Genomic DNA, 24,208 nt, shown 5'->3' on the forward strand with positions numbered 1-24,208 from the left:
GGACTTGGCCACAGCCACATCCGTGTAAATGGGTATAAATGATGGTATAGGAATTTGTTTTTTTTCGATAGCGGTTTTTATACAGTTTGGTGGGTAATCACTTGATATTGTTTTAGCTTTCTTATTCTTTCACGCTCACTTTTGACTAATTATTGACTTTGATTGACAGTATTCTGGCCCCGCATTCAGGCTGATACTCGCACCACATTTTCTCATTAGCTAGGGTAATTGTGGTTAATAACTGATAAGGCCAGAACTCTTTAGCATTACTAAAATTGGGTCAATGTTCTGATATAGGAGTTAGCTAAATGCCACTTTGCCAACGAGGAATGGGGCAATTTCGATTTAGAAATGGCAGCGTAACTATGCGAACGCTGCCATTTTAGTATCAAACTTATTGCTCCCCCACAGTTACAGCTGAACAATTCACAGATAGAGAGTCATTAAAGGCCGCTAAAAAATTTGCGCAAGATCTAGCTAAGAGGAAAGGATTTAAGAAGATAGGTCGCTAGTAACGAATGCTGGATACTCAGTTAAGCAACTTTTCAATACCCATTTTGATTCACTGGCGGCTAAATTAGCAATGCAACCAATACTGTTTAGACCAATTGTCAGTTTGCAAAGGTTAAATAGTCATTTGTAGTAAAGTTACATTTTTCACTTGAGTTATTTTGTGGCTGTTCCTATTTGTCAGACTATGGGTACATTTTATGTCGATGTATGGTTACATTATTTAGCTAAGTAATTGTTTCTGTATATGCTGCTATGTCATAGTTTGGTTTCAGCGACACAAACAAGCAAGGTACTCATTAAATATGATGACCATGTAGACAACTTGTCCGCTGGATGTCCCATTTCACGGCGCAGCTTAACGTAAGAAAAACTGCACTGGCACAACAAGTTCTAACGTCTCGTTTGGCATTGTATCGGGTATGGCAGGTAAGGGCTGGGCTCGCTCCAACATTTTTAGTGCTTCTGCATCTAATGTTTGATAGCCCGAACTTTGCTCAATTCGACTCGCGCTGACACTGCCTTGACGATCTAACACAAAATACAGCATTACTGTGCCTTGCTGACGTCGATTACGTGCCGTACGCGGATATTCCTTATGTTGCTCTAACCAAGCTAATAAAGTCGCAGTGTAGTCCTGGGTATCGCCAAGCAAACCTCCGCCAGTCATGTTATCGCCGCTAGCCGCCTTATTCTGTTCTGCGGAATGACCTTCACCGTTTTGACCTACTTCGTTGGCAGACGCTGCTAACGCTGTCGGCGATGGGGTTTCGGTTGGACTGCTATGCTGCTCATTCACCTCGGACTGAGTTGTTAGCTTATGTTGAGGCGTTGGCGCTATGGGTTTAGGTTTGGTACTTAGTGTGGGAGTTGCTTTCTTTGTTATGGGTGGCAGTCGTGCTGGTTTATCGAGTTGCTCTGCGATTGGCTCAGATTTTTGCTTAGCAACTGGCGCCGTCGTTTGTGGCAGAGCACTCGCTGCGCTACCTGCTGGCCCTAAGGAAATTTCAATCCCTCCGTTGCCAACCGCTTTAGCCTGACCCGAGGGCGTTATTACTGCTGGTGACCAAAACACCGCAGCCGTTAAGGCGATGTGCAAAAAAGCCGCTAACAGCAAAGCTATACCGCATTGCGCTATGTTCGGCGCTAACTCTTGGCCTGTCATTTGGCCCCCAGCTCAGTTAATAAACGCAGCTTTTTAACGCCTACGCCATACAAGGCTTGGGTAAAATGCACGAGCTGGTTTCCCGATAACTCACCATCAACTTTTAGCGTGACTTGGGTTTCTGGCTCGGCGGACAGCAGCATATTGATGCGTGCTAACAGTTCTGCTTCCGTAATCGGTTCATTATCGAGTGCGAGCTTGTTTTCACGGCTTATTAGGATGAGCACTGCATCCGGTTCATCTACGCCATCACTTTGCGAGACCGGTGGAGTGACATCAAACGGTGCTGTCACGGAAAGGCTACCTGCGATCATAAAAAAGATTAACAGCAAGAACACCACATTAATCAGCGGCAAAATACGTTCTTCTGTTTGGTCCGGCCGACGTTCAGGAAAATGCATTAGTGGCTGTTCTCCATGTTATTGCCGTCCGCTTTCGTCGCAGGTGCGGGTTGCCAATTGGAGTCTTCTACCAGTGTTAGCGGCGCAATCCCTGCTGCATTAAGTGCATCTAATACCTGCACTAACCTTTGTACAGGAGTATCCGCCTGCGGCTGTAGGCTCACCATTTGGCTTGCAGTCTGGCGCCCTTGTGCTTTTTGCTGTAATGCTTCCAGTGTGATCGTTTCGCCGTTTAGTTGCAGTTGGTCTACGCTAATTTGTACTAAAAATGGCGCTTGCTCAGCGGGATCGGGGCTACCTGCCGTGCTGGTATCGAGCGCCACAGTGCGCCAGTCTAGAAAACTGGAAGACAGCATAAAAAACACCAATAGGATAAACACCACATCAATGAGTGGCGTTAAGCTAATCACCGCTTTACGTTTTGAAGGATGAGCCGTGAGTCTTGGTCGTTGACTAAAGGGCGCTTGCATGGCGTGCCTGTTTGTTACTGGCTGTGAGTGGTGTAACCACTGTGCTTGGTGCTTGATAAGTGCTGGCCGCCGATAACTCTGGGGTAAACAGTTGCGTCACTAAGTTATCCATTTCATGAGCGAGGTGATCGACGCGCCGTTCTAGATAGTTCAGCAATGCCACCACTGGGATTGCGACACACAAGCCGACCGCTGTGGTGAGCAAGGCTTCCCAGATCCCGCCCGATAGAATCGCCGGATTCACTTTATTACCCGCTGCTTGGAGTTGTTGGAAGGCGGCGATCATACCCATTACCGTGCCCAGTAATCCCAGTAGTGGTGACAATGAACCTATGACCTCTAGTGGGCGCAATCCGCGTCTTAACTGAAATAGCGCATTACAGCCATAACGCAGCACTTCTTCACGCACCAAAGGTTCAGGCAGTTGGCGTGTGATGCCACGAATCGCTTGTGCCATTGCCTGTGCAGTGGGATTACGGCTTACCGCAGCAAGCTGTAATGCTTCTTCCTGCTTGCCTTGTTGCCATAGCGCTAATGCCTGCCTTGCGGGTTTACGTTGCCACAGTCCGGCTCGCTGAAACTGGATAAGTTTCATCAGCACAATCGTCATCGCAACCAATGACATCAGCAGCAATATCACCACTACTGTGCCGCCCGTCTCTAGCAGCGCGAGGGCATCGTTCCACCAAGTCGATGTTGCTAACACATCTGTAGCGGAAGCTTCCTCCGTTGGCTGTTGCACACCCGAAACTACCGTTTCAGGTACTGAAGACAATTGCTCAATGGCATGAGTCTCAGTGTTGATCGGTAACGTGGCTTGGCTGTTATCGGCACTGGCATTTTCCTGCGCCCAACCGGTGAGTGGTAAAGTAAGTAGTGCCAATGAGAGTAAAACGGCTTTCAATATCATCAATTTTATCAACCTTTAACTTGATTCATTTTATGGTTCACTCGCCCTGTATCTGGGTAAGTGAAGGAGAATAATTTACCTGCAGGCCGTAACCAGCGAGGTCGCCAAGCTAAGGTTAAGGCGATGGCAAGTGCAGCCATGCCAATCATTGTTATCCAAAGCAGGCTGCCAAAGCTGACACCGTCGCGCACCAGCGACAGTGCTAAAGATATGCTTAGCATCAAGATGCCTAGGCAGCGTAGGGTCAACACCACCCTTTGAGTGGGTAGCGCCTTATCGAAAACAACGCGCCAATGCCGTACTTGGCTCAGGGCGAACAAAGCAAAGCTGAGGTAGGCCGTGCTAAATATGGCGACTAACAGCAGGTCTTTAGGCATTAATCCTCTCCTTTTAACATCTAACTCTCACGGATAACGGATAGTTTCCGCGCTGCGTAAATGGCCATCACAGCACTAGTAACAAGCACTAAGTCTAGGGTCGCAACGGGCCAATAGGTATGGGTGAATAGGGTCTTAAGCAGATGGTCGCCTGTGGTTATCCAGTTCAGTCCCACAGCTGCGATAGCAATCAGAGCAATCGCCCTGCATTGTTCTGCCCAAGCCTTTCGGTAACCATGCTGTTTGTTCAAAAATACTCTGATCAACGCATGAAGTAAGCAAGCTAGCCAGACACCAAAGAAGGCATATACCTCTAAATCGCGGCTGGAGATACCGGCAAATTGTTCTCTATTATTGAGCAAGCGATTGACCACTAAAAAAGCCCCGGTCGCAGAAATAATGCCAGTGATCGCAGCGATGTTATGTGCATTCATAAAAGACACATTGAAGCCAGTGCTGCCTTGCTTTTGGTTACGTGCCTGAGTCCAATGCAGTAGGCCAGTGGCGATTAACGCGCAAGCACCCAGCCCTGCGATAAAATAAAGCCAGCGCAGTGGCCAGTGTTTAAATTTGATGTAATGCATACCAGCAATAAAGTTAAATACATTGGTCGTCGAGGATGAGTTGAAATGTGCTAGTTCCTCTCCAGTGGCGGTAGAAAATCTCCTATTATCAATATTCTGAGATACGCTGTTATCGCCATTTAGCCTGAGTGCGACGACGCCACCTGCATCTCCAGGATTGCTAACCCGAACCATATAGACAGCCCCTTGACCTAGTTCGCTTTCGGTCGCCGCAATCATAGGATCAATTGCGGCAACATTGGCGGGTTGGCCTATTGCTTGTGGTCTAACACGCCCCTGTGATTCGGCGATAAAACGGCTCCGTGCAGGACTATTTCGTGAGCCTTCTCTGGCATCGGTAATTTCGTCTTCATTTTCACTGCTAACATCTTGCTCACGTTTGCGTGAAGCTTCTCTTACTTTGGATTTGGGTCGTTCCTGCGTCACGGATGGTGGGTTAAGCTGTGCGAAAACGGCATCGGGCGCCTTGGGGAAATAGATCAAGTGCGCAATCATTAGCCCTGACAAGGTGATGACGATAGTGAAAGGCAGCAGCACAACGCCTGTGAGGTTATGAATATCGAGATTGGCTCTGCCAAAGCCACGAAGCAGCCTAAGGGTAAAGAAATCGGCAAATATTCTACGGTGTATGACAATGCCGGAAATTAACAGGCAAAGCATACCCATGCTCGCAATACCAACCAGTAGGGCGCCAATATTGTTTTGGCGTAAGGTTAAATTGTGATGGAAGGGGTAAATAAAGTTACTCGCTCCTCGGGTGTTTGGAGCTGGAAGTGGTTCGAGCGTGATCGGGTGGAAACTATTTCGCTGTGCTATGTGTGACTTTGCAGAATCATAAGCCAATGTCAAAAAAGGTCTGCGCTCAGCGGGTAGCACGATAGTCCAAGCTTTTGCCCCCTCAGCTCGCTCTGCCAGTAAAGGTATGATCTCGCGGTCTACCGATAATGGCCTTGCAGTATCCATGTGTATTCGAGTGTGTGGCATCATCCAGCGATCGATTTCTTTATCGAATACTGACAGCGTGCCGGTCCAAAAAATGGCGAACAGCAAGCCGCTTAATATCAATCCTGCCCAAGTGTGCAGGAGATTCATCCGAGTACGGAATCCATCTTTCATGCTAATGCTCCAATTATCCAAGCCATGAAGATACTAAAACCCGTCAGGCTGCTTACATTCAGCCAAGTTCGTAGGACGCCGTTACGGGAAAATGCCCACAATAGAATCAGCATTAAGTAGATAAACCCCAGCATACTGGTGACGACCACGGCATCCGTCCATGGCATACCCATGTGGTAAAGCAGAGCTCCTGTTGTATTAACAAGTTGGCCACTGGATAAATAGCACAATAAACAGATGGCGATTGAGTGTGCCAGCATCCCAGTGGTGAACAGCCATTTGCTAACGGCGCTTTGATTGCCGCGCTTCGCTTGATGGGACAATCGTGAGTCTTTTTCGAGCATGATATGTAGGTCCATATTCAGAATTGCGTCTTAACGCTAACGAAATAGCTACGTCCGCGCTCTGAATAGCGGTAGGCCCCAGTATCGTTATTCACTTTAAATCGCGTAGCGTCGGTGATGTTGTCTATCCCGACGTTGAAGCTAATAAAGCGGTTCAGCGAATAATTCAGACCTGCGTCCAGCGTGATCAAATCCTTGTCGCTCTTATCGACCGTGTTGCGCTCGAAGCTGACTCGGGTAATTTCGCCCTCATAATTACCTCTCAGGAATGCCGAGAGTGCCTCTGTAGGTTGGTAGTCGAGCGTTATTGAGCCGTTATGATTTGGAATGCCGACGAGCGAATTTCCATCCAGCAATGCCAAGGTGTCACCGAAAGGGCGTGGACCCGCGGGGGTATTGATGATCACGTTGTCTGCGTCAATTCGTGAATCGGTATAGGTGTAACTCGCTTTGAGCGCCAAGGTATCAGCTATGTCCCAGTGGCCTTCAAGTTCGACACCGCGGATCTGTGCTCCCTTGGCATTTAGCCAAGTGGCCCAGGCTGGGCAGTCTTTGGTGCCAACGTCACCTGAAATGCAATAGGCTGGAATATATCCACCGTTACCATCGTCGAAATAGAAGGTGTTGGTGTTGAGGATTTTGTTGGAAAAGTCATTGAAAAATAGCGTTGCGCCGATATTTAGCGTGTCATCTTTAGTGTAAAGCGCGCCGATTTCATAATTCGTGCTTTGTTCTGGCTCTAAGTCCGGATTACCAACAATGACAAACTGACTCGTACTGCCGCCGCGTTGAGAGCCTGTGGTGTTATCAATCTGGTCAATCTTCGGGCTCTTATAGCCAGTGGCGATGCCCCCTTTGAAAGTCCAGTGATCGTTATGATTGAAAACAAGATATGCTCTAGGTGAGACATGATGACCAAAGAATTCGTTATCCGTTAGTCGCGCACCAAGGGTGAGATAAAGTTTCTCTGTGAGCAGTTCCCATTCGTCTTCTGCAAAAATACTGATATCGCTGACAGAGCGGGTACCAAAGCTTCGGGGAGTACCATTACCTAAATCACCGTTAGTCAGTTTGTCGTTAGTCCATTGACCACCGAAAGTCAGAGTATGGCTATCTACACCTGTGATGAAGCGCGCATCGCCGACTTTGTTTGTTGATCCTGTAGTGAAATCAGCTGCAGCAGGATAAGTCAGTCTTTCATAATCTTCTTCATAGTATTTCAGTTCTAGTTCGCCAAGATCGAACAAGGCATTGTAGGCAATGCTCCATGCATCTCGGGTCCATTTGCGGTCAATACTTCCTCTGGCGGTGGTGAGTAGAACTCCACCAGAATTGCCAATGTAGCGCTGACTCGCCTTTGAGTAGTCGAGGATAAACTCGTGGTCGCGATTAGGCGTGATCCGCAGCTTACCGCCTAGGGTTCGCTTAGTGGATTCCTGATATCCACCGTAATATTTGTCTTCGTCCTGTACGGCTTGATTTCCCCAAATGGAAGCACCAAGCAGATCTTTAACCAGTGGCCCCGAAATATAGATATCCTGTTGGTTTTGATTCCCCATAGCGCTGCTGTCTGGCACGCGCAAACTATAGCCCGCGCTGGCACTCCAATGTTCGGGTGTTTTTTTGGTAATGATATTGATGATGCCGCCCATTGCATCGCTACCGTAGAGAGAACTCATAGGTCCACGAACCACTTCGACGCGCTCAATCGACGCAACGGGAGGGATAAAATTGCTATCGAGATCTTCGTTGTTCAATCCTCGCGGATTTCCCGTGTCCGAGCGTACCCGCTTGCCGTCAACGAGCACTAACGTATAACCCTTCTCCATGCCGCGTATGGATATTCCGCTCTGTGCGCCAGAGCCAATAACATTGACACCGGGAATTTCCCGCGCGATATCTTGTAGTGAATTAAATTTGCGTTGCTCTAGATCCTTGCCTGAAAGCACACTAATGCTCGCTGGCGCATTTTTGATATCCTGTTCATAACCCGCAGCGCTGATAACCGTTATGGGTGCCAACACTATTGCGGCGGTCGCCTTGCCGAGAATATATTGCCCCTCAAGGCGCGATGTGACCTGTAAACCCGTCCCCGCCAGTATCTTTTGCAAGCCTGCTTCAATCGAGTATTGTCCCTCTAGCCCTAAGCTGGTTTTACCCAGAGTGAGTGCTGAAGATATCGACAGATCAATATTCGCGGCTAGAGCAAAGCTGTTGAGTACAGCATCGAGCGTGCCCGCCTTAATCTGATAATGTTGTAGCTTGTTGATTTGTTTGGCATCTACATCGACAGTTTGAGCCAGTGATGGCTGTGGTGCTGTAATGCTTAAGATGACGGTGAAACTCAGGCCCATAAGGGACAAGTAGTTAGCGCGGTATTTTTTTGGTCGCGAACGGCCAAATTCAACGGAATGCATAGAGAGTCCCAAGGGGGAAAGTTAATAGGTTCTATCTACTATTCCGAACGAGATCGCAAAACCCGTAAAATTTTTTGAAAATAATTTTCAGCGTTAAGGTTTTAGCGGGCTGGGATCACTTTGACCCAGTAAGCTGTGCGATATTGCAGTTCTACTGACAGGCTGCTTGCAAGGCTTTGTAGGGCAAGGTCGGTATCTTGCAGAGAAAATACGCCGCTGATGGTCAAATTGGCCACGGCACTATCGTATAGCGTGAAGCCGGGTCGATAGCGGCCGATCTCCTCGACAAAATCTGCTACCCGCATCCCTTCTGCCACTAGCTTGCCATGGCGCCAACTTATCGCTGCATTTTGTAGCGGTTCAGGAGGCGCAATCATTGTCTTATCAAACCGAGTTTGTTGGCCTGCATCTACTCGTTGTGGCTTAACACCACTGGCAGAATAAGCTTCTACAGCGCCGTCGATTACGGCTACACGGGCATAGTGTTCGTATTGGCGGATGCAGAACTCAGTACCTAACGCGATTAGTTGGCCAAAGTGAGTGGTGACTAAGAATTGGCGACGGGGAGATTCATGACCCGTTTTGATTAAGATCTCTCCTTGATGGAGTTGTATTTGCCGCTTCTCGGCTGAGAAATCCACATCCACCGCAGTATCTATGTTTAGTGTTAAGCGGGTGCCATCTTCAAGAGTAAAGGTGCGAGTCTCGTTTGCGCCGGTGCGGTATTGAGCCTGCAGACTCCGGCCAAGTCGAGTCTGTGACGCGCCAAGCCAAGTAGCGGTGACGCCAATCCCTGCCAGCGCTAAAACATTGAGGAAACGGCGACGTGATACGACGGACTGACTAACTTTTTCAAGCACTTGGATGCCTGTACCCTTAGGTAAGGAGGCGAACTTGCCAGTGATCTGGCACATGCGTTGCCATGCTTGTTCGTGAAGTGAACTTTGGTCACGCCATTGTTGGCAGTTAATACTATCTTGCTCGGTAGCGTCATCCGCCAACAGGCGTGCCATCCAGCCAGCCGCCGCTTCAATGGCATTGCTGTCGTTTTCCTGCCCGATATTCTCGGCCCCAGATTGATTGGCAGGCATGATTAATAGGATTCCAGCGCGAGGCAGCAGGCCGCTAAGCCTCGCGCAACGTACTTTTCTACCGATGAAACAGAAACTGATAGTTGCTTAGCAATGTCGGCATAGCTTAAACCCTCGATCTGGCGCAGTAACAGCGTCAAGCGCACATTATCCGGCAAGTTATCGAGCATAACGGCAATTTCAGCGAGTGTTTCAATGATGACATGATGGATTTCTGGCCCAGGAATGAAGGTTTCTGGCATCAAGCTCAAACTTTCTAGGTAGGCTTCTTCAATCTTCTGCCGACGATAAGCATCAATCATCAATCCTTTAGCAATGCGAGTTAAAAAACGCCGCGATTCGCCTGAGGGCGGTAAATTTCCGGTTTTTAACAAACGTAGAAATGTATCTTGGGCTAGGTCGGCCGCTGTTTCTGAACAACCCACGCGTGAGTATAGCCAGCCGCGTAGCCAAAACTGGTTATCTCTATATAGGTTATTGATAGGAGAAGAAATATTGACCGACGTCATACGGTATAGGCAAGAATATTAATAATGCTGTAATGATATTGATTATCATTTGACGGGTCAAGTTTTGTGTCATTACGCCCATGAGATTACCTGCTTATGCATAGCGAGAATCATGGCGGAAAATAAGCTGTAATCCTGTTTTATGCGACTTTCGAGCAAAAGGATTCGCCTATCTTTTTGTGTTTTTGACTGGCTCAACTAAACTTGAGCCTTATCTCTATAGGACTACCGATTATCTTTTTGAAAAATATGGTGATTCATTAATGATATAAAAACATCTTGTTAGGTTTAGCTTGCTGGTGGTTTAACTTATTTTCTAAGTGAATAAAAAGAAAGTTGGAATATTTTAGGAGAAATTGATGAGTAAGTTTCTGCTGTTCCTGATTTTAACTATGAGTGCCTTTGTTTCGGCTGCAAACCAAGATGTTCTTATCGGTAGCGGAGAATGGTCTCCGTATGCTGGCGCTAAATTGAAAGGATTGGGTTTTTTAAACGATGTGGTCACAATCGCTTTTGAGCAGGAAGGAATTACTGCAAAATTCGAGTTCAAACCTTGGGCTCGTATTGAAGTCGAAACCGGTAATGGGTATTTTCTCGCGTCACCCGGTTGGTCCATTCAAGAAGATCGTAAAGCCCAATATCTGTTCAGTAAGAAACCGATAATCGTTTCTCGCAGCGTATTTATTGAACGAATAGATAGTCAGTTTGATTGGAAGATCATGAGTGATCTTAAACAATTTACTATCGGGAGCAACCGAGCCGATTACTATGTTAACGCATTGACTGAGATAGGAGTTAAAGTTCAAGAGTTAAACGAATACCCACAGGGAATCAAGATGCTACTTGCTAAACGTTTTGACGCGTTCATTGTAAATGAAGCCGTGGGGCTGAAACTGATACGCGATTTATCTGCTGAAGAACAAGCTAAAATTCAAATTCACCCTTTAGCGTATGATGAAAATTTCTCCTTCCTCATGTTTTCCAAAAATTACCCTAATGTCGAAGCTTTTGTAGAAAAGTATGATTCTGGCTTTGAAAAAATACAGAAATCAGGGCTATATCAAACAATGGTTCAAGATTTATATAAAGGTAAATATGATTGATGAGATTTTATTGCGCGGCAAAAAAGTAGGATATTTTTACGATTAAAATGTTTTTCACCCTCAAGTCATTGTCTAAACGTGTGACTTAACTAACCGTCATAGCTTTGCAGCGGCGGGCTATGGTGGTTAACATGTCGGCTGGCATCGCTCATGTCGATATTTCAGCTTTATGGGCTATTTTCTTTTTGATACCCACTTATGACTTTTATATGAAACTCATTCCTCTGCTAAAACAACCGCGTATTCACTGACTATCCTAATGTGAAGCTTCTCATAACATTATGTTTCGTATTAACAATTTTGTTTATAAAGAGGATTTACAATGCAGAACAAGCATTGGTCAAAAGTTCAGTTATTGCATGAGGTGGTCACCAATCCCAATATCATAGTCAAAGGCCAACATAGCTATTACAGTGATTGCTGGGATGCTGGCTTTGAGGGATCAGCAGTGAGATATCTTCATGGTGATGAAGGGAGCCGTGAGTGGGAGCCTAAGTGGCCTATCGATAAACTTTATATCGGGAACTATGTTTGTATCGCCGCCGAAGTTGTGATCTTAATGGGCGGAAATCATACGCATAGAGCGGATTGGTTTTGTTTATATCCCTTTATGGATTTCATCGAGGAGGCCTATGTAGGCAAAGGCGATACTCATATTGGTGATGGGGCTTGGTTAGGCATGAGATGTATGCTGATGCCTGGGGTGACGATAGGTGAAGGTGCGGTTGTTGCCGCAAATAGTGTCGTCACTCAAAATATCGAACCCTACAGTATTGTGGCGGGATCACCTGCGAAATTAATCAAGTATCGGTTTGATAAAGACGTCATTACTGAGTTACTGGCGTTAAAAATCTACGATTGGCCTGCCGAAAAGTTTGAAAGCTTAAAGCGGTATTTGTGTTCGGCGGATTTTGACGCGCTCAGCAAAGCGATCACTCTCTATGACCAATCCATACATCAAAGCAAATAATCGTTAGTCCCGAAGTGAAAGGTCGCGCTCAGTCGAGTCCTTTCACTTATTCTGCCTTAAATCTACTTTTTGGCGTTTTGGCTAATTCGGCCAGTTCTTCGATGATCACCCGTAGCTTGGGTTGGAGGTAAGGGGTTTTAAGCCAAATAAGGTGGATAGGTGTGTCGTCACTGGCGAGTTCGTCCAGTACCGAGATAAGTTCACCGCTCTTAAGATAGTCCTCAACTAGCCATATCGGCACTTGCGCTAAACCCACTCCCGCCAGTGTGGCCGCTAAAATAGCTTCGCAATCAGCGATTTCGTGGCGTACTGGAATGTCATAGGCCTCGATGATCCCATCCTCATTTTTAAGTAACCAGCGATGTTGCTGCCCAAGCGGCCAGCCAACAATGCATTGGTGCTGGTTGAGATCTGCTTTGTCTTTTGGTGTACCAAATCGAGCAAAATAGGCAGGAGACGCGCAGATCACTCGGCGTTGTTCCCCTAATCTACGGGCGACTAAATCCACAGTGTCGCCGAGTTGTCCGACACGCACCGCCAAATCAATCCCATCATTGAATAGATCTGCCGCCCTATCGTTAAAGGTGATGGATAACTCGAGCTTGGGATATTTTTGCGATAGTGATAATAGGGTTGGCAGTATATATCGCCGCCCAAACGTGACGGGTAAATCAACTCGCACTCGACCTGAGGGAATTTGCTGTTCGCTGCCGAGTCGGCTCTGTGCATTGTCTAGGATTGCCATAGCATTTTGGCAGTCTTTGAGGTACGAATCGCCATCATTAGTTAAGCTCACACGCCTTGTGGTGCGGTGCAAAAGTTTAGTGCCTAAGCGGGTTTCTAATCGCACTATGCTTTTACTGAGCGCCGAACCTGTCATGCCTAACGCCTGCGCCGCTAAGGTATAACTGCCGAGCTGTGCAACTGTGACGAAATGGCGTATCTCAACAAATTGATTATTTATCACGGCAATTAATTCCTTGAAGGACCTAGTGAAGGTCATTTTAGTGACTTAATGATGGAAAGTGAATCGCGTAAGCTACTACCACAGTATGAAAATGAGCGTTAACGTACAAGCGAACGTCATTTTGTAATTGATTAACAACGCTTTTCTATACCATAACGTTTATATCCCTAATGAGTGAGCTAACTATGAAATCGTCAAATAATCTGCAAGGTAAAGTGGCTTTTGTACAAGGTGGTAGCCGTGGTATCGGTGCCGCCATCGTTAAGCGTTTAGCGAGTGACGGCGCAGCGGTTGCTTTTACCTATGTGTCTTCTGAGGCGCAGTCACAATTGCTGGTGGATGAAGTTATATCGCAGGGTGGTCAAGCCATTGCGATTAAGGCCGACAGCACAGAGCCGGAGGCGATCCGTCGTGCCATTCGCGAAACAAAAGCGCACTTCGGTGGCTTAGATATAGTGGTCAATAATGCGGGCACGTTGATTTGGGATAGCATTGAGAACCTGACGTTAGAGGACTGGGAGCGAACAATTAACACTAATGTGCGCAGTGTGTTTGTGGCGAGCCAAGAAGCCGTGCTGCACATGAATGACGGCGGCCGCATCATCAATATCGGTAGCACCAACGCTGAGCGCATTCCGTTTGTAGGTGGTGCGATTTACGGCATGAGTAAATCGGCATTAGTCGGTTTAGCCAAGGGACTAGCGCGGGATTTAGGCCCGCGTGCGATTACGGTGAACAACATTCAGCCTGGCCCTGTGGATACCGATATGAACCCTGATAACGGTGATTCATCTGAGCCAATCAAGGCGATGGGTGCCCTGGGTCGTTATGGTAAAGCCGAAGAGATTGCCAGTTTTGTCGCCTTTATCGCGGGTCCAGAAGCGGGTTACATCACTGGTGCGAGTTTGATGATTGATGGTGGGTTTTCAGCATAAGCTTTGTCTGTATCTATTTTTCAGGCAAGGCAAATTAATTTGCTTGTTGATGAACTATTGTTACAATCCGCCGGTCTTATCTTCAGCTATCTGTTGAAAGACACTCATTTTTTATCTTTATTATCAAAGAATAAGACGAAGAGAAATCCAAATTTTTACGTTATTGACTAAGAAAACAGGCAACTTATGGGGCGTGATGGTGTTTACCATTCTGACCTTGTTCTGTTTGACTCAAAACAGTGGAATACTTAACTTGTTGCTCAAGGAGTCGAGCGCGCAAGCGATGTCGGCTACGTCTTTTTCTGGTGCTGGTTTTGGCGCCAACTCAGTTTTAAACTCAAGTTCAGCTTTTAATAGCAGCTCAGCTTCAAGCAATATGGCTAGTCACGTCGATGCCCAAGCGGCGGGTACTGAGCTGGTCAAAAGCGAGCCTAAAAAATGTGAATTGTCTGAGAAATCGATCCGAACCTGTATCGATGCACCGAGTCCCATTCCATTTCTTATCCTGTTGTTCCTACTGCCGTTACTTCACCGCGCCTCCCGCGTGATAACACTGTTACCCATACAAGGTTATCAAGCTAAACCTAGGCGAATACATCTCACTCTCTGTCGCTTTCAAGAATAGAAATAATTCACTTATCAAACTGATAGGTGAGTTTATTCTGGCGCCCATTCTCTAGCTCGATAGTTGGCTTTTCTTACCCGTTTACCGGTTGAAAGGACCATTACCCAGCTGCAGAACGTCCGCTTTTACACATCCTATCTCCTATCAAATTTCTTGAATTAAGCATGCTATCACATTGATTTTTCTTAAGTCATCACGCCCTTTGTAATGGGGGCAGAGTTAAGCAGTAAAGCAAGCATTTACAGGGCATAACGAACAGTTCATGCCAATGGGGACAAAATGAGCATATTAAAATCCATGTTAACCAGATTCTGGATACTCGCCTTGATAGTGACGAGTCCGTCACTATTGGCCGCATCGACGGGGTGGTTAGTTAACGATAATCACCCGCCAGCCAAAGTACGTTTTATGCTGACGGGCGAAGTTGATCCCGCAACGAATACTTTGCCCGCTGTGCTTGAAGTACAACTTGAGGGCGATTGGAAAACCTATTGGCGCAGTCCTGGGGAAGGCGGCATTGCGCCTACCATCAAGTGGGATGGCTCTCGCAATCTACAGCTAGTGGATTGGAGATGGCCTGCGCCAGAGGAATTCTCATTATTGGGATTACAAACCTTTGGTTACAAAGGTAATACGACCTTTCCCTTAACCCTAAAAGTCGATGATATCGCTGCTCCAACTCAGCTGCGCGGCAAAGTGACCTTGTCGACCTGTACCACTATCTGTGTACTGACGGATTATCAGATTAGTCTCGACTTCACGCCCAATGCGCAGCAAGCAGATACCGATGCCATGTTGGCTTACAACAAGGCCGTGTCGCTTGTGCCACAAAAAGTGTTGTCCCAAGAGGGCCAGAATCCTGCCATGACAATGGGTTGGGATGCCGCCAAAGGTCAACTTGAAGTCAGACTCAATGATGCCAACTGGCAGAGTCCAACCGTGATTATCGATGGTGAGCCAGATATCACATTTAAGCTAGTGAGCTTAAAACCGAGTGAAAGTGATGCTAACGGCAAGCAATTGGTCGGTATTTTCAGCGGTAAAAGTTGGCTGGGCGAGCCTGAAGTTTTGGGTAAATCGCTGAACATAACTGTCGCCGATAGCGAGCGGGCGTTGGAATACAGCGCCGAGGTTAAGCCTGTGGTGATTACTCAAGCAAGTACCTCGATATTTGGCATGATACTGTTAGCGCTTATTGGTGGTTTGATCTTAAACGTCATGCCCTGCGTGTTACCCGTTCTCGGCATGAAGCTCAGTTCAGTGGTTGCTGCGCCTGATCTTAAACGTAATCAAATCCGCCAACAGTTCATCGCATCAGCGCTGGGGATATTGGCCTCATTCTGGTTACTGGCTAGCTTTATCTTAATGCTTAAGCTCACGGGTCAAGCGATTGGTTGGGGTGTGCAGTTCCAAAACCCTTGGTTTATAGGCTTTATGGCGCTGGTGACCACAGTTTTTGCCTTCAACATGTTAGGTGTGTTTGAGATTAACTTACCCTCTAACGTGCAAACCAAGTTGGCGACAACGGGCGGCAATAATAACAGCGGCCATTTTTTACAGGGCATGTTTGCGACGCTGCTGGCGACACCGTGCAGTGCACCATTTTTGGGGACTGCGGTCGCCTTCGCCTTGGGCGCCGATGTACTGAGCCTGTTTGCCATCTTTACCGCGTTGGCCGTGGGTATGGCGTTCCCTTGGTTAATCGTGGCGGCATTCCCGCAAGTGGCGGGTTATTTCCCTAAACCCGGTCGCTGGATGAACACAGTTAAAGTGTTTTTCTCCGGCATGTTGCTCATCACCAGTTTGTGGCTGATTAGCCTGTTGGCCAGCTTCATTGATACTAGCTACCTGTGGCCATTAGCAGGTGTCATTGCACTGATATTTATGGTGTTTATGGCTAAAAAATATGGCGCGATTGCCATCGTGAGCTGCTTAGGTATCGGCATTTTACTGTCGGCGGTTATTGCATTTATGACGGCGAACCAGTGGGCTAAACCTTTACCTGCGGATCTTGCTTGGACGCCATTGGATCAAGCATTGATTAATCAGCAGGTGGCTCAGGGCAAGACAGTATTTGTCGATGTGACTGCTGATTGGTGCATTACCTGTAAGGCCAATAAAGTTGGCGTGATCTTGCAAGATCCTGTCTATAGCCTGTTGCAACAGCCGCATATTTTGCCGATAAAGGGCGATTGGACTACGCCTTCTGAGCCCATAACTCACTACCTGCAAAGCCATAATCGATTTGGAGTGCCATTCAACGTGGTTTACGGCCCGGGTGCGCCGCAAGGGATTGAGTTACCGGAAATTCTATCGACTGAACTTGTGCTTGCTGCGATTGAACAGGCCTCTGCGTCCCCTGAAAAGTCATCCGTAGCGGCAGGGAAATAACGCTAACGACCAGCCGTTCACTCGGATATGTCACTCGGCAATATCACTGGCGAGTTTCATTCAATAGCGAGTCGAGTGACACTCAACAAATACTCAGGTCAGGAAGCCCCTGACCTGAAACAATGGAAATCGATTATGAAACAGACAATTGAAGCACAAAACATCACTGAATCAATGCAGAATACTCAAGTCATCGGAGGCACTAAGATGTCGAAATTTAGCTCTTTATTCAAACATCGCAAGTTGCAGATGTTTGCTGTCTCGGGTGTCGCCATGGCAATGCTGGTAGTTTCCTTGCCTTCGGTGAGCACCATGGCCTATGCCAAGGACAGCAGTTTATCGGCGGCGCAGCAGCAAGAGGTGCGAGCGATTCTTAAAGATGCCTTGATCAATGATCCTGACCTAATGAGGGAAGCGATTATTGCGTGGCAAGCAAGGGAGCAAGAGGGGGCAAATACAGCCATGCAAACCAGTCTTGTGACTCATCATAAAGCCATGTATGAGACCAAAAGCGATCCGTGGAAGGGCGCTGCGACACCTGAGATTGAGATGGTGTACTTCACCGATTTTAACTGTCCATACTGCAAGAAAATCGAGCCTTCGCTGAACCAGCTGATTGAAGAATTTCCGCAGTTAAAAATCATAGTCAAAATGGTGCCGCTGCAGGGCGAAGGCTCCAAAATGGCGGTCGATTTTGCCCAAACGGTTTGGTTAAACGAGCCCGAAAAGTATCTCAAGGTGAAGGATATGTTGATGTCGAGCCCGCGTGGACTCGATGCCGCCGCCATCGCTAAGGTCGCTAAACTGACGGCAACTGAGCGCTGGGTCGGCAACACAGATGAGCGCGTCGCTAAAATGGTCGATGATAATGTGAAATTAATGAATGAGTTAGGCATAGGTGGCACGCCAAGTATGATAGTGGCCGATACGCTTATTCCAGGATTAGTGCCTTACGAAGTGTTAAAAGAGCAGCTTGAAGCCGCGATTGCCGCTAAAGATAAGACGCAGAAGAGCAGTTAAGATGCCGCCAAAGGAAACTGAAAATATGAGCGCCGAACAAGTTTCGATATCTTTACCTAAACGCATATTGGGCTGGATTAAGCAGCTGGCACTTTGGCTGCTCATTGCCCTTATCGTGACCAGCGTGATGGACATCTGGCGCGGCAAAGATATCCCGCGGGATAATTTGCCACAGCTACAAGGGACGACGTTGGCAGGGGATACGCTTGATATTGCCACGCTCAGCCAAGATCAGGCGGTATTGGTATACTTTTGGGGCACTTGGTGCCCTGTGTGTAATTTTGTCAGTCCAGCGGTCAATCAAATGTCGGCCTATTACCCAGTGGTGACGGTTGCCATGAGTTCGGGTGAGGATGAGAAACTGAGAAAATATCTGCAGCATCAGGATTATGGCTTTGACACTATTAACGATAGTGACAGCAAGATTGCCCGTGATTGGTCATTGCAGTCGACGCCAACCATTATGATCTTTAAAGATGGTGAGTTAAAACACTACACGACTGGTTTTACTAGCCTGCCAGGCATGTGGTGGCGAATGATGTTCACTTAGAAGTGATACATCAGGGGCTGTTTTAAGGTAGAAAAAAAGCGCTAATCTAGGTTAGCGCTTTTGTATTATCAACTTATTTCAGGACTAGACAACTAGCTGAAAGCTTAGGATTTACTTCACTAAGGTGAGCAGTGGCGCCTGACTCACGACTTGGAAGTCGAGCGCCATAGTCACACTGAGCGCCGTAATAGTGATGATTGAAAACCCAAACACTTGGCGAGCCCAGCGTTGCATGTCGACGCCGTGGCGATAACCTTTTAATGCCATGGCAAGCCACCACAGGCTGGTGGCGCAGGTGACCGCCATAAAGGCGATACCTGTGTAACCCGCGAGTGGCAACAGTGCACTGACTAAGGCGAACACGGCAATATAAAGCACGATATGCAGTTTTGCTTTGGTCATGCCTTCTGCCACTGGCAGCACAGGAATATTGGCGGCCGCATAGTCATTAAAACGGAAAATCGCGATGGCGTAAGAATGTGGCATCTGCCATAGACTGAACATCAACAGCAAAATAGCTGCACCTATGTCCATTTGCCCTGTCACGCTGCAATAGCCAACCACGGGCGGTACTGCGCCCGAGAAGCTGCCAACCAAAGTGCCATACACAGAGTTACGTTTCATGTAGAGGCTATAAACCCCCACATATACTATGTAACCAATAACGGCAAATAGCAGGGCTAATGCATTGGTAAACAAGGCTAAGATGCTAAAGCCCAACACGCCTAAGGCGAGTCCAAACGCGAGTACGTTACCCACTGCAATTTCGCCCGTGACGGTCACGCGTTTGCAGGTTCGCTGCATCTTGGCGTCGATATCACGGTCAATACAGTTATTGATTGCGCAGCCCGAGGCTACGACCAAGGACAATCCCACTAAGCTCGCTAGCATCAAGACCAAATTTACGTCGCCTTTGGCGGCTAATAAAAAACCGCCAGCAACGGAAATCAGATTCCCGAAAATGATGCCAGGCTTAGTCACCTGTACATACCCTTTGAAGCGTGCTTTCCATTGCGGTGACATAAATCTGTCTTGTATTTGCATAGACTGTTTCTCGTTACATCATCAAAGCGTTGGCTTCGAGTATGATCCACACCGACAGGCCGACTACCATGACAATAATCAGGGCGGTAAACAGGAAGGAGAAGGTATTTACTTTGCCTTCTTTCGAGAAATCTAAGTGCAAGAAGTACTTAAGATGTACCACTATCTGCACTATCGCCATCACTAGCACTAAGCTAAGGGTGGTTGCTTTCTCGAAGTGATGGGTCATTACCGCCCAAAACGGAATGGCGGTTAATACCACAGACAGCACAAAGCCCATTAGATATGACTTAATGCTCGCGGCCAGATCGTCAGTGCCATGGCTAGGCTGATTGTGCGTATGACTATGTGCGCCCATTACAGTGCTCCCAATAAATACACGACCGTGAATACACAAATCCATACGATGTCGAGGAAATGCCAAAACAAGCTTAAGCAGCTCAGGCGAGTGATGCTTCGGTTGCCTAAACCGGTTTTTGCCACTTCAATCATCATGATCGCCATCCAAATTAGACCTGCGGTTACGTGCAAACCATGCATACCGACAAGGGTGAAGAAGGACGATAGGAAAGCGCTGCGCTGCGGGCCATTGCCGTGTTCAATCAGGTGATGGAACTCATAGACTTCCATCCCGATAAACACACAACCCAGTGCAAAGGTAATGGCTAACCAAGTGAGGGTCGCCGCTTTGTTGTGGCGCTTAGCAAAAATCAGCGCCATGCCGTAGGTAATACTACTAACGAGTAGGGCGGCAGTTTCAATCAGCACAAAGTCCAATTCGAAAATGTCTTTACCCGAAACGCCACCGTCCGTGTTCATGTAGAGCACGGCATAGGTTGCGAAAACCGAGGCAAACAAAATGCAGTCGGTCATCAGGTAAATCCAAAAACCAAACAGAGTGTTGCCACTCGTGTCATGGTGTTCGTGGTGATCTTCTGCGTGAGCTACTTCTAAATCTGCTGGGATTGCAATACTCATATCAGCCCCTTACTACATTGTTTAAGTGGGCATTTTCAATGCGAGCCACTTCATCGGGTTGCACGTAATAGTCGACGTCATTGTTATAAGCACGGAACAGGAACACCACGAAAGCGCCCACTAAGCCCACAATGGCTAACCACAGGATGTGCCAAATAGCGGCAAAACCAGCGGCAGTGATCCCCAGCGCCATTAAGATACCGCTTGGGGTATTTTTCGGCATATGGATAGCTTGGTAGTGTTTTTGACGTTGATAAGCCACGCCTTTTTCTTTCGCATCGGTAAAGGCATCGATATCAGCAACCTGTGGCAGCTTAGCGAAGTTATAGAACTGCGGTGGAGAAGCGGTTGACCACTCTAAAGTATGGCCATTCCATGGATCGCCCGTGGTGTCGCGGTTTTGGTCGCGATCACGGATACTCACATACAGTTGAATAAACTGCAGAATGATACCGACCATGATGATGCAAGCACCCACGGCGGCTAAGTAGATCCACAGGTTCCACGCTGGGTTATCAATGTGGTTGATACGGCGTGTCATACCCATAAAGCCCAGTACGTACAGCGGCATAAAGGCCACATAGAAACCGATTTGCCAGCACCAGAATGACGCCTTACCTAAACGCTCATTCAAGTGGAAACCTGTCGCTTTCGGGAACCAGTAAGCAAAACCTGCTAAGTAACCAAATACCGCACCACCAATAATAGTGTTATGGAAGTGTGCGATTAAAAACAAACTGTTATGTAGAACGTAGTCGGCACCCGGTAAGGCTAATAACACACCTGTCATACCGCCTATAGTGAAAGTCACCATAAAGCCTAGTGTCCACAACACAGGTACCGTTAAACGTAGGCGGCCACGGTAGATAGTGAACAACCAGTTAAACAGTTTTACCCCGGTTGGAACCGCAATCACCATAGTCATCACCCCGAAGAAGGCGTTGACGTTGGCACTTGAGCCCATAGTGAAGAAGTGGTGTAACCAAACGATGAAACCTAGAATTGAAATCGCACCACTCGCCCACACCATTGAGGTGTAACCGAACAGACGTTTAGAGGTAAAGGTTGAGATCACATCGGAGAAAATACCAAAAGCAGGCAAAATCAGGATGTAAACTTCAGGATGTCCCCACGCCCAAAACAGGTTGATATACATCATGGCGTTACCGCCACCGTCATTGGTGAAGAAGTGGAAATCCATGTAACGGTCGAGTGTCAGCAGGGCTAACACAGCGGTTAAGATTGGGAATGACGCGACGATCAGTATGTTCGCCCACGTACAAGTCCAAGTGAAGATTGGCATTTGCATCAGCTTCATGCCTGGGGCACGCATCTTCAGTACGGTGGCGATAAAGTTCACCCCGGTTAAGGTCGTCCCTATGCCCGAAATCTGCAGTGCCCAGATATAGTAATCGACCCCAACCCCCGGACTGTAAGCCAGCTCAGAGAGGGGTGGATACGCTACCCAACCTGTTTTAGCAAATTCACCTAAACCCAAAGAAATATTGATCAGCACAGCGCCCGAGGCGGTAAGCCAGAAGCTGAGGTTGTTCAAGAATGGGAAGGCAACGTCGCGGGCACCAATTTGCAGCGGCAACACTAAGTTCATCAGACCTATCATAAATGGCATCGCCATAAAGATAATCATGATCACGCCATGGGCGGTGAAGATTTGGTCGTAATGTTCAGGCGGCAGATAACCTGCGGCGCCGTTGGTGGCGAGTGCTTGCTGGGTACGCATCATAATGGCATCGGAGAAGCCACGAATGAGCATCACCAAAGCTAACACTATGTACATGATACCGAGGCGTTTATGGTCAACTGAGGTTAACCAGTCGTTCCAAAGTACGCTCCATTTTTTGTGTTTAGTGATCAAGGCTGCGATATACAAACCTACCACTGCGACGACCGCTAAGGTCACCATGATGATAGGCTCGTGATACGGAATCGCATCTAAGCTTAATTTACCGAGAAATGACATGATTACTCCGCCTCCACTTTTTGAGTGGATGAGTGCTCTAAGGATAAAGGTTCTGTGGATGAGTGTTCTGTAGATGAAGTGTCAGAATGGGTTGAGCTATCCATGTCGGCCATGTTCTGTGTATTTTCCATCGCGTGCTCGCCTGCCATATGTGCCATGTCGTGCATACCTTTCATGTCTGCCATGTCAGATGTGTGCTCAGTGCCCATGTGTTCCATGCCTGCGTGCATGTCCATTCCTTCGTGACCTTTCATGCCGTCATGTGAGTCCATGTGCATGTATTGCATCACGATTTGGTCAAACATCCCTTTGCTGACTGAGCCAAAGTATTCAACCGGATTGTATTCACTCGGTTTAGCCAGTGTGGCGTAGGCCGCTGAGTCCAAAGTCTTACCCTGTTGTTTTAACTTGGCCACCCATGCATCGAAGTCGGCAGGTGTTTGAGTGGCAATCGCTTTAAACTTCATGCCCGCAAATCCGGCGCCGCTGTAGTTAGCCGAGATACCATCGAAGGTGCCAGGCTCGTTAGCGATCAAATGCAATTTAGTGGTCATGCCCGCCATAGAGTAAATCTGGCTGCCTAACTGAGGGATGAAGAAGGAGTTCATCGCAGTGTCAGAGGTGATCTTAAAGTTCACCGGCACATTGGCTGGAAACGCCAACTCATTGACCGATGCCACGCCTTGTTCTGGGTAAATGAATAACCATTTCCAGTCCAGCGACACCACTTCAACCGTGACGGGTTTAGCTTCGTGCACTAAAGGCTTATATGGATCAAGATCATGGGTCGAACTCCAAGTGATCACACCGAGCACTATCACGATCACAATCGGCACTATCCACACGACGGTTTCAATCGCTGTTGAGTGTGCCCATTTAGGCGCATAGATTTCTTGATCACGGCCATCGCGGTATTTCCACGCGAAGTACAATGTCATGGCAATCACAGGGATAACAACAATGAGCATGAGTAGGGTGGCGACGATAATCAGGTGTTTTTCATCGATACCGATTTGGCCCTTAGGGTCCAACACACCGCCATCACAACCCGCGAGCATGAGTGCTACTGCCGCGATTGCCGCTTTACTTAATTTTCGAATTAACAAAGGAAGATTCCTCTAACCCTAAGGTTTACAACTCTGCCAAGCGTGAACCGGCAGTCGCACTAAGCGGCGTTATCTGAGCGCAAATCCTGAAATCCAAGAGACATGACACAACAATGTGCAGCCATTCCGACGAAATCGAAGATCCGCTTTCAGCGCTTAATGCTTAATTTGAATTTAAAAACAGAGGGTTAAAATGGTGGGGCGCGACAACCGTGGGCGGTATATTCGAGGGATTTTAGCCTTGGGGGTGCTAAAAAAAGTGAAGCGTTAGTTAAATCGAGATTATTGAAAAATTTGAAGCAGCAGTCGATTAAATGCCATAACTGCAGAATAACGAGGGGGTTGAGCAATAACAGGCTGAGCATACTGGCGCCGATAAACTCGACTAAAAAGCCATTGCTGAGGCTGATGAGTTCACTAATATCAACACAACCGCCGATTAATACGTATAAAACGTCAGCTACAGGCAGCACAAACAATAACCCGAAAAACAGGGTTAGGTTTGTCATGCTAAAGGTTGAAAACCGAATAATCAGGTTCAATCTTTCAGCAATGAATTGGCTAAGAGCTAATTTCAATTAACGGGTCCGGTTGAACGGGAAAGGGAGTCAGTTGGCAGAACAAAAAATATTCAGCATGCAACT

The 24,208-nt window shown here is 47.4% G+C and carries 24 protein-coding genes; 7 read left to right on the top strand and 17 right to left on the bottom strand.

Going from position 1 to position 24,208, the window contains the following annotated elements:
• Positions 1-868: 868 nt before the first annotated feature.
• The 10 genes from Q4Q49_RS05040 to Q4Q49_RS05085 all read right to left on the bottom strand — a co-directional run bounded on the left by Q4Q49_RS05040 (position 869) and on the right by Q4Q49_RS05085 (position 9,894).
• Entirely contained in the window at positions 869-1,675 is an 807-nt protein-coding gene (locus Q4Q49_RS05040) for an energy transducer TonB (RefSeq protein ID WP_311998788.1), read from the bottom strand.
• Positions 1,672-2,076, bottom strand: a complete 405-nt coding sequence (locus Q4Q49_RS05045; RefSeq protein ID WP_012197834.1) for a biopolymer transporter ExbD — start codon at positions 2,074-2,076, stop codon at positions 1,672-1,674. Before Q4Q49_RS05045 ends, Q4Q49_RS05040 begins: the two co-directional genes overlap by 4 nt.
• Complete coding sequence (locus Q4Q49_RS05050; RefSeq protein WP_311998789.1) at positions 2,076-2,546, bottom strand: biopolymer transporter ExbD; 471 nt, start codon at positions 2,544-2,546, stop codon at positions 2,076-2,078. Before Q4Q49_RS05050 ends, Q4Q49_RS05045 begins: the two co-directional genes overlap by 1 nt.
• Positions 2,530-3,456 (bottom strand): MotA/TolQ/ExbB proton channel family protein, encoded by a 927-nt coding sequence (locus Q4Q49_RS05055; RefSeq protein ID WP_311998843.1) that lies wholly within the window; start codon positions 3,454-3,456, stop codon positions 2,530-2,532. Before Q4Q49_RS05055 ends, Q4Q49_RS05050 begins: the two co-directional genes overlap by 17 nt.
• Positions 3,457-3,464: 8 nt before the next feature.
• Entirely contained in the window at positions 3,465-3,833 is a 369-nt protein-coding gene (locus Q4Q49_RS05060) for a DUF3325 domain-containing protein (RefSeq protein ID WP_126493241.1), read from the bottom strand.
• Between the two features lie 20 nt (positions 3,834-3,853).
• A complete protein-coding gene (locus Q4Q49_RS05065) occupies positions 3,854-5,533 on the bottom strand; it encodes a PepSY-associated TM helix domain-containing protein (protein ID WP_311998790.1) in 1,680 nt (559 codons plus the stop codon).
• The gene (locus Q4Q49_RS05070) at positions 5,530-5,892 is read right to left on the bottom strand and encodes a hypothetical protein (protein WP_311998791.1); all 363 of its coding nucleotides are present in this window, start codon (positions 5,890-5,892) and stop codon (positions 5,530-5,532) included. The genes Q4Q49_RS05065 and Q4Q49_RS05070 overlap by 4 nt, the downstream gene beginning before the upstream one ends.
• 2 nt (positions 5,893-5,894) lie before the next feature.
• A complete protein-coding gene (locus Q4Q49_RS05075) occupies positions 5,895-8,294 on the bottom strand; it encodes a TonB-dependent receptor domain-containing protein (protein ID WP_311998792.1) in 2,400 nt (799 codons plus the stop codon).
• Positions 8,295-8,395: 101 nt separating this feature from the next.
• Positions 8,396-9,385 (bottom strand): FecR domain-containing protein, encoded by a 990-nt coding sequence (locus tag Q4Q49_RS05080; RefSeq protein ID WP_311998793.1) that lies wholly within the window; start codon positions 9,383-9,385, stop codon positions 8,396-8,398.
• A gap of 2 nt (positions 9,386-9,387) precedes the next feature.
• The gene (locus Q4Q49_RS05085) at positions 9,388-9,894 is read right to left on the bottom strand and encodes a sigma-70 family RNA polymerase sigma factor (protein WP_012090589.1); all 507 of its coding nucleotides are present in this window, start codon (positions 9,892-9,894) and stop codon (positions 9,388-9,390) included.
• A gap of 359 nt (positions 9,895-10,253) precedes the next feature.
• On the opposite strand from Q4Q49_RS05085, the gene Q4Q49_RS05090 reads away from it, so the two are divergent.
• Positions 10,254-10,997: a transporter substrate-binding domain-containing protein gene (locus Q4Q49_RS05090; protein ID WP_311998794.1), complete on the top strand. Its 744-nt coding sequence runs from the start codon at positions 10,254-10,256 to the stop codon at positions 10,995-10,997.
• 322 nt (positions 10,998-11,319) lie between these two features.
• Positions 11,320-11,967, top strand: coding sequence for a CatB-related O-acetyltransferase (locus Q4Q49_RS05095; protein WP_311998795.1), 648 nt, complete (start codon positions 11,320-11,322; stop codon positions 11,965-11,967).
• A gap of 46 nt (positions 11,968-12,013) precedes the next feature.
• Here Q4Q49_RS05095 and Q4Q49_RS05100 read toward each other — a convergent pair whose 3' ends face one another.
• Positions 12,014-12,934: a LysR family transcriptional regulator gene (locus tag Q4Q49_RS05100; RefSeq protein WP_259514905.1), complete on the bottom strand. Its 921-nt coding sequence runs from the start codon at positions 12,932-12,934 to the stop codon at positions 12,014-12,016.
• Positions 12,935-13,119: 185 nt separating this feature from the next.
• Here Q4Q49_RS05100 and Q4Q49_RS05105 point away from each other — a divergent pair, with 185 nt between their 5' ends.
• The 5 genes from Q4Q49_RS05105 (at position 13,120) to Q4Q49_RS05125 (ending at position 18,455) form a co-directional block, all read left to right on the top strand.
• Positions 13,120-13,869 (top strand): 3-oxoacyl-ACP reductase family protein, encoded by a 750-nt coding sequence (locus Q4Q49_RS05105; RefSeq protein WP_259514904.1) that lies wholly within the window; start codon positions 13,120-13,122, stop codon positions 13,867-13,869.
• Between the two features lie 196 nt (positions 13,870-14,065).
• Positions 14,066-14,494, top strand: coding sequence for a hypothetical protein (locus Q4Q49_RS05110; protein WP_311998845.1), 429 nt, complete (start codon positions 14,066-14,068; stop codon positions 14,492-14,494).
• 279 nt (positions 14,495-14,773) lie between these two features.
• A complete protein-coding gene (locus tag Q4Q49_RS05115) occupies positions 14,774-16,885 on the top strand; it encodes a protein-disulfide reductase DsbD domain-containing protein (RefSeq protein ID WP_311998796.1) in 2,112 nt (703 codons plus the stop codon).
• 135 nt (positions 16,886-17,020) lie between these two features.
• Positions 17,021-17,905, top strand: a complete 885-nt coding sequence (locus tag Q4Q49_RS05120) for a thioredoxin domain-containing protein (RefSeq protein WP_071940383.1) — start codon at positions 17,021-17,023, stop codon at positions 17,903-17,905.
• Positions 17,906-17,930: 25 nt separating this feature from the next.
• On the top strand, positions 17,931-18,455 hold the full coding sequence (locus Q4Q49_RS05125; protein ID WP_311998797.1) for a protein disulfide oxidoreductase: 525 nt from the start codon (positions 17,931-17,933) through the stop codon (positions 18,453-18,455).
• A 111-nt stretch (positions 18,456-18,566) separates the two neighbouring features.
• On the opposite strand, the gene cyoE is transcribed toward Q4Q49_RS05125, so the two are convergent.
• The 6 genes from cyoE to Q4Q49_RS05155 form a co-directional block, all read right to left on the bottom strand.
• Positions 18,567-19,499, bottom strand: a complete 933-nt coding sequence (gene cyoE / locus Q4Q49_RS05130; RefSeq protein WP_107949917.1) for a heme o synthase — start codon at positions 19,497-19,499, stop codon at positions 18,567-18,569.
• A gap of 13 nt (positions 19,500-19,512) precedes the next feature.
• Positions 19,513-19,857 (bottom strand): cytochrome o ubiquinol oxidase subunit IV, encoded by a 345-nt coding sequence (cyoD, locus tag Q4Q49_RS05135; protein ID WP_310189445.1) that lies wholly within the window; start codon positions 19,855-19,857, stop codon positions 19,513-19,515.
• On the bottom strand, positions 19,857-20,477 hold the full coding sequence (cyoC, locus tag Q4Q49_RS05140; RefSeq protein ID WP_006084646.1) for a cytochrome o ubiquinol oxidase subunit III: 621 nt from the start codon (positions 20,475-20,477) through the stop codon (positions 19,857-19,859). Before cyoC ends, cyoD begins: the two co-directional genes overlap by 1 nt.
• 1 nt (position 20,478) lies before the next feature.
• Positions 20,479-22,458, bottom strand: coding sequence for a cytochrome o ubiquinol oxidase subunit I (gene cyoB, locus Q4Q49_RS05145; RefSeq protein WP_311891815.1), 1,980 nt, complete (start codon positions 22,456-22,458; stop codon positions 20,479-20,481).
• Positions 22,459-22,460: 2 nt separating this feature from the next.
• Entirely contained in the window at positions 22,461-23,564 is a 1,104-nt protein-coding gene (cyoA, locus tag Q4Q49_RS05150) for a ubiquinol oxidase subunit II (RefSeq protein ID WP_311998798.1), read from the bottom strand.
• A gap of 188 nt (positions 23,565-23,752) precedes the next feature.
• A complete protein-coding gene (locus Q4Q49_RS05155) occupies positions 23,753-24,142 on the bottom strand; it encodes a hypothetical protein (RefSeq protein ID WP_311998799.1) in 390 nt (129 codons plus the stop codon).
• Between the last annotated feature and the right edge of the window lie 66 nt (positions 24,143-24,208).

This window comes from Shewanella sp. SP1S1-7, assembly GCF_031932105.1.
In the GTDB taxonomy this organism is placed as follows: Bacteria; Pseudomonadota; Gammaproteobacteria; order Enterobacterales; family Shewanellaceae; genus Shewanella; species Shewanella baltica.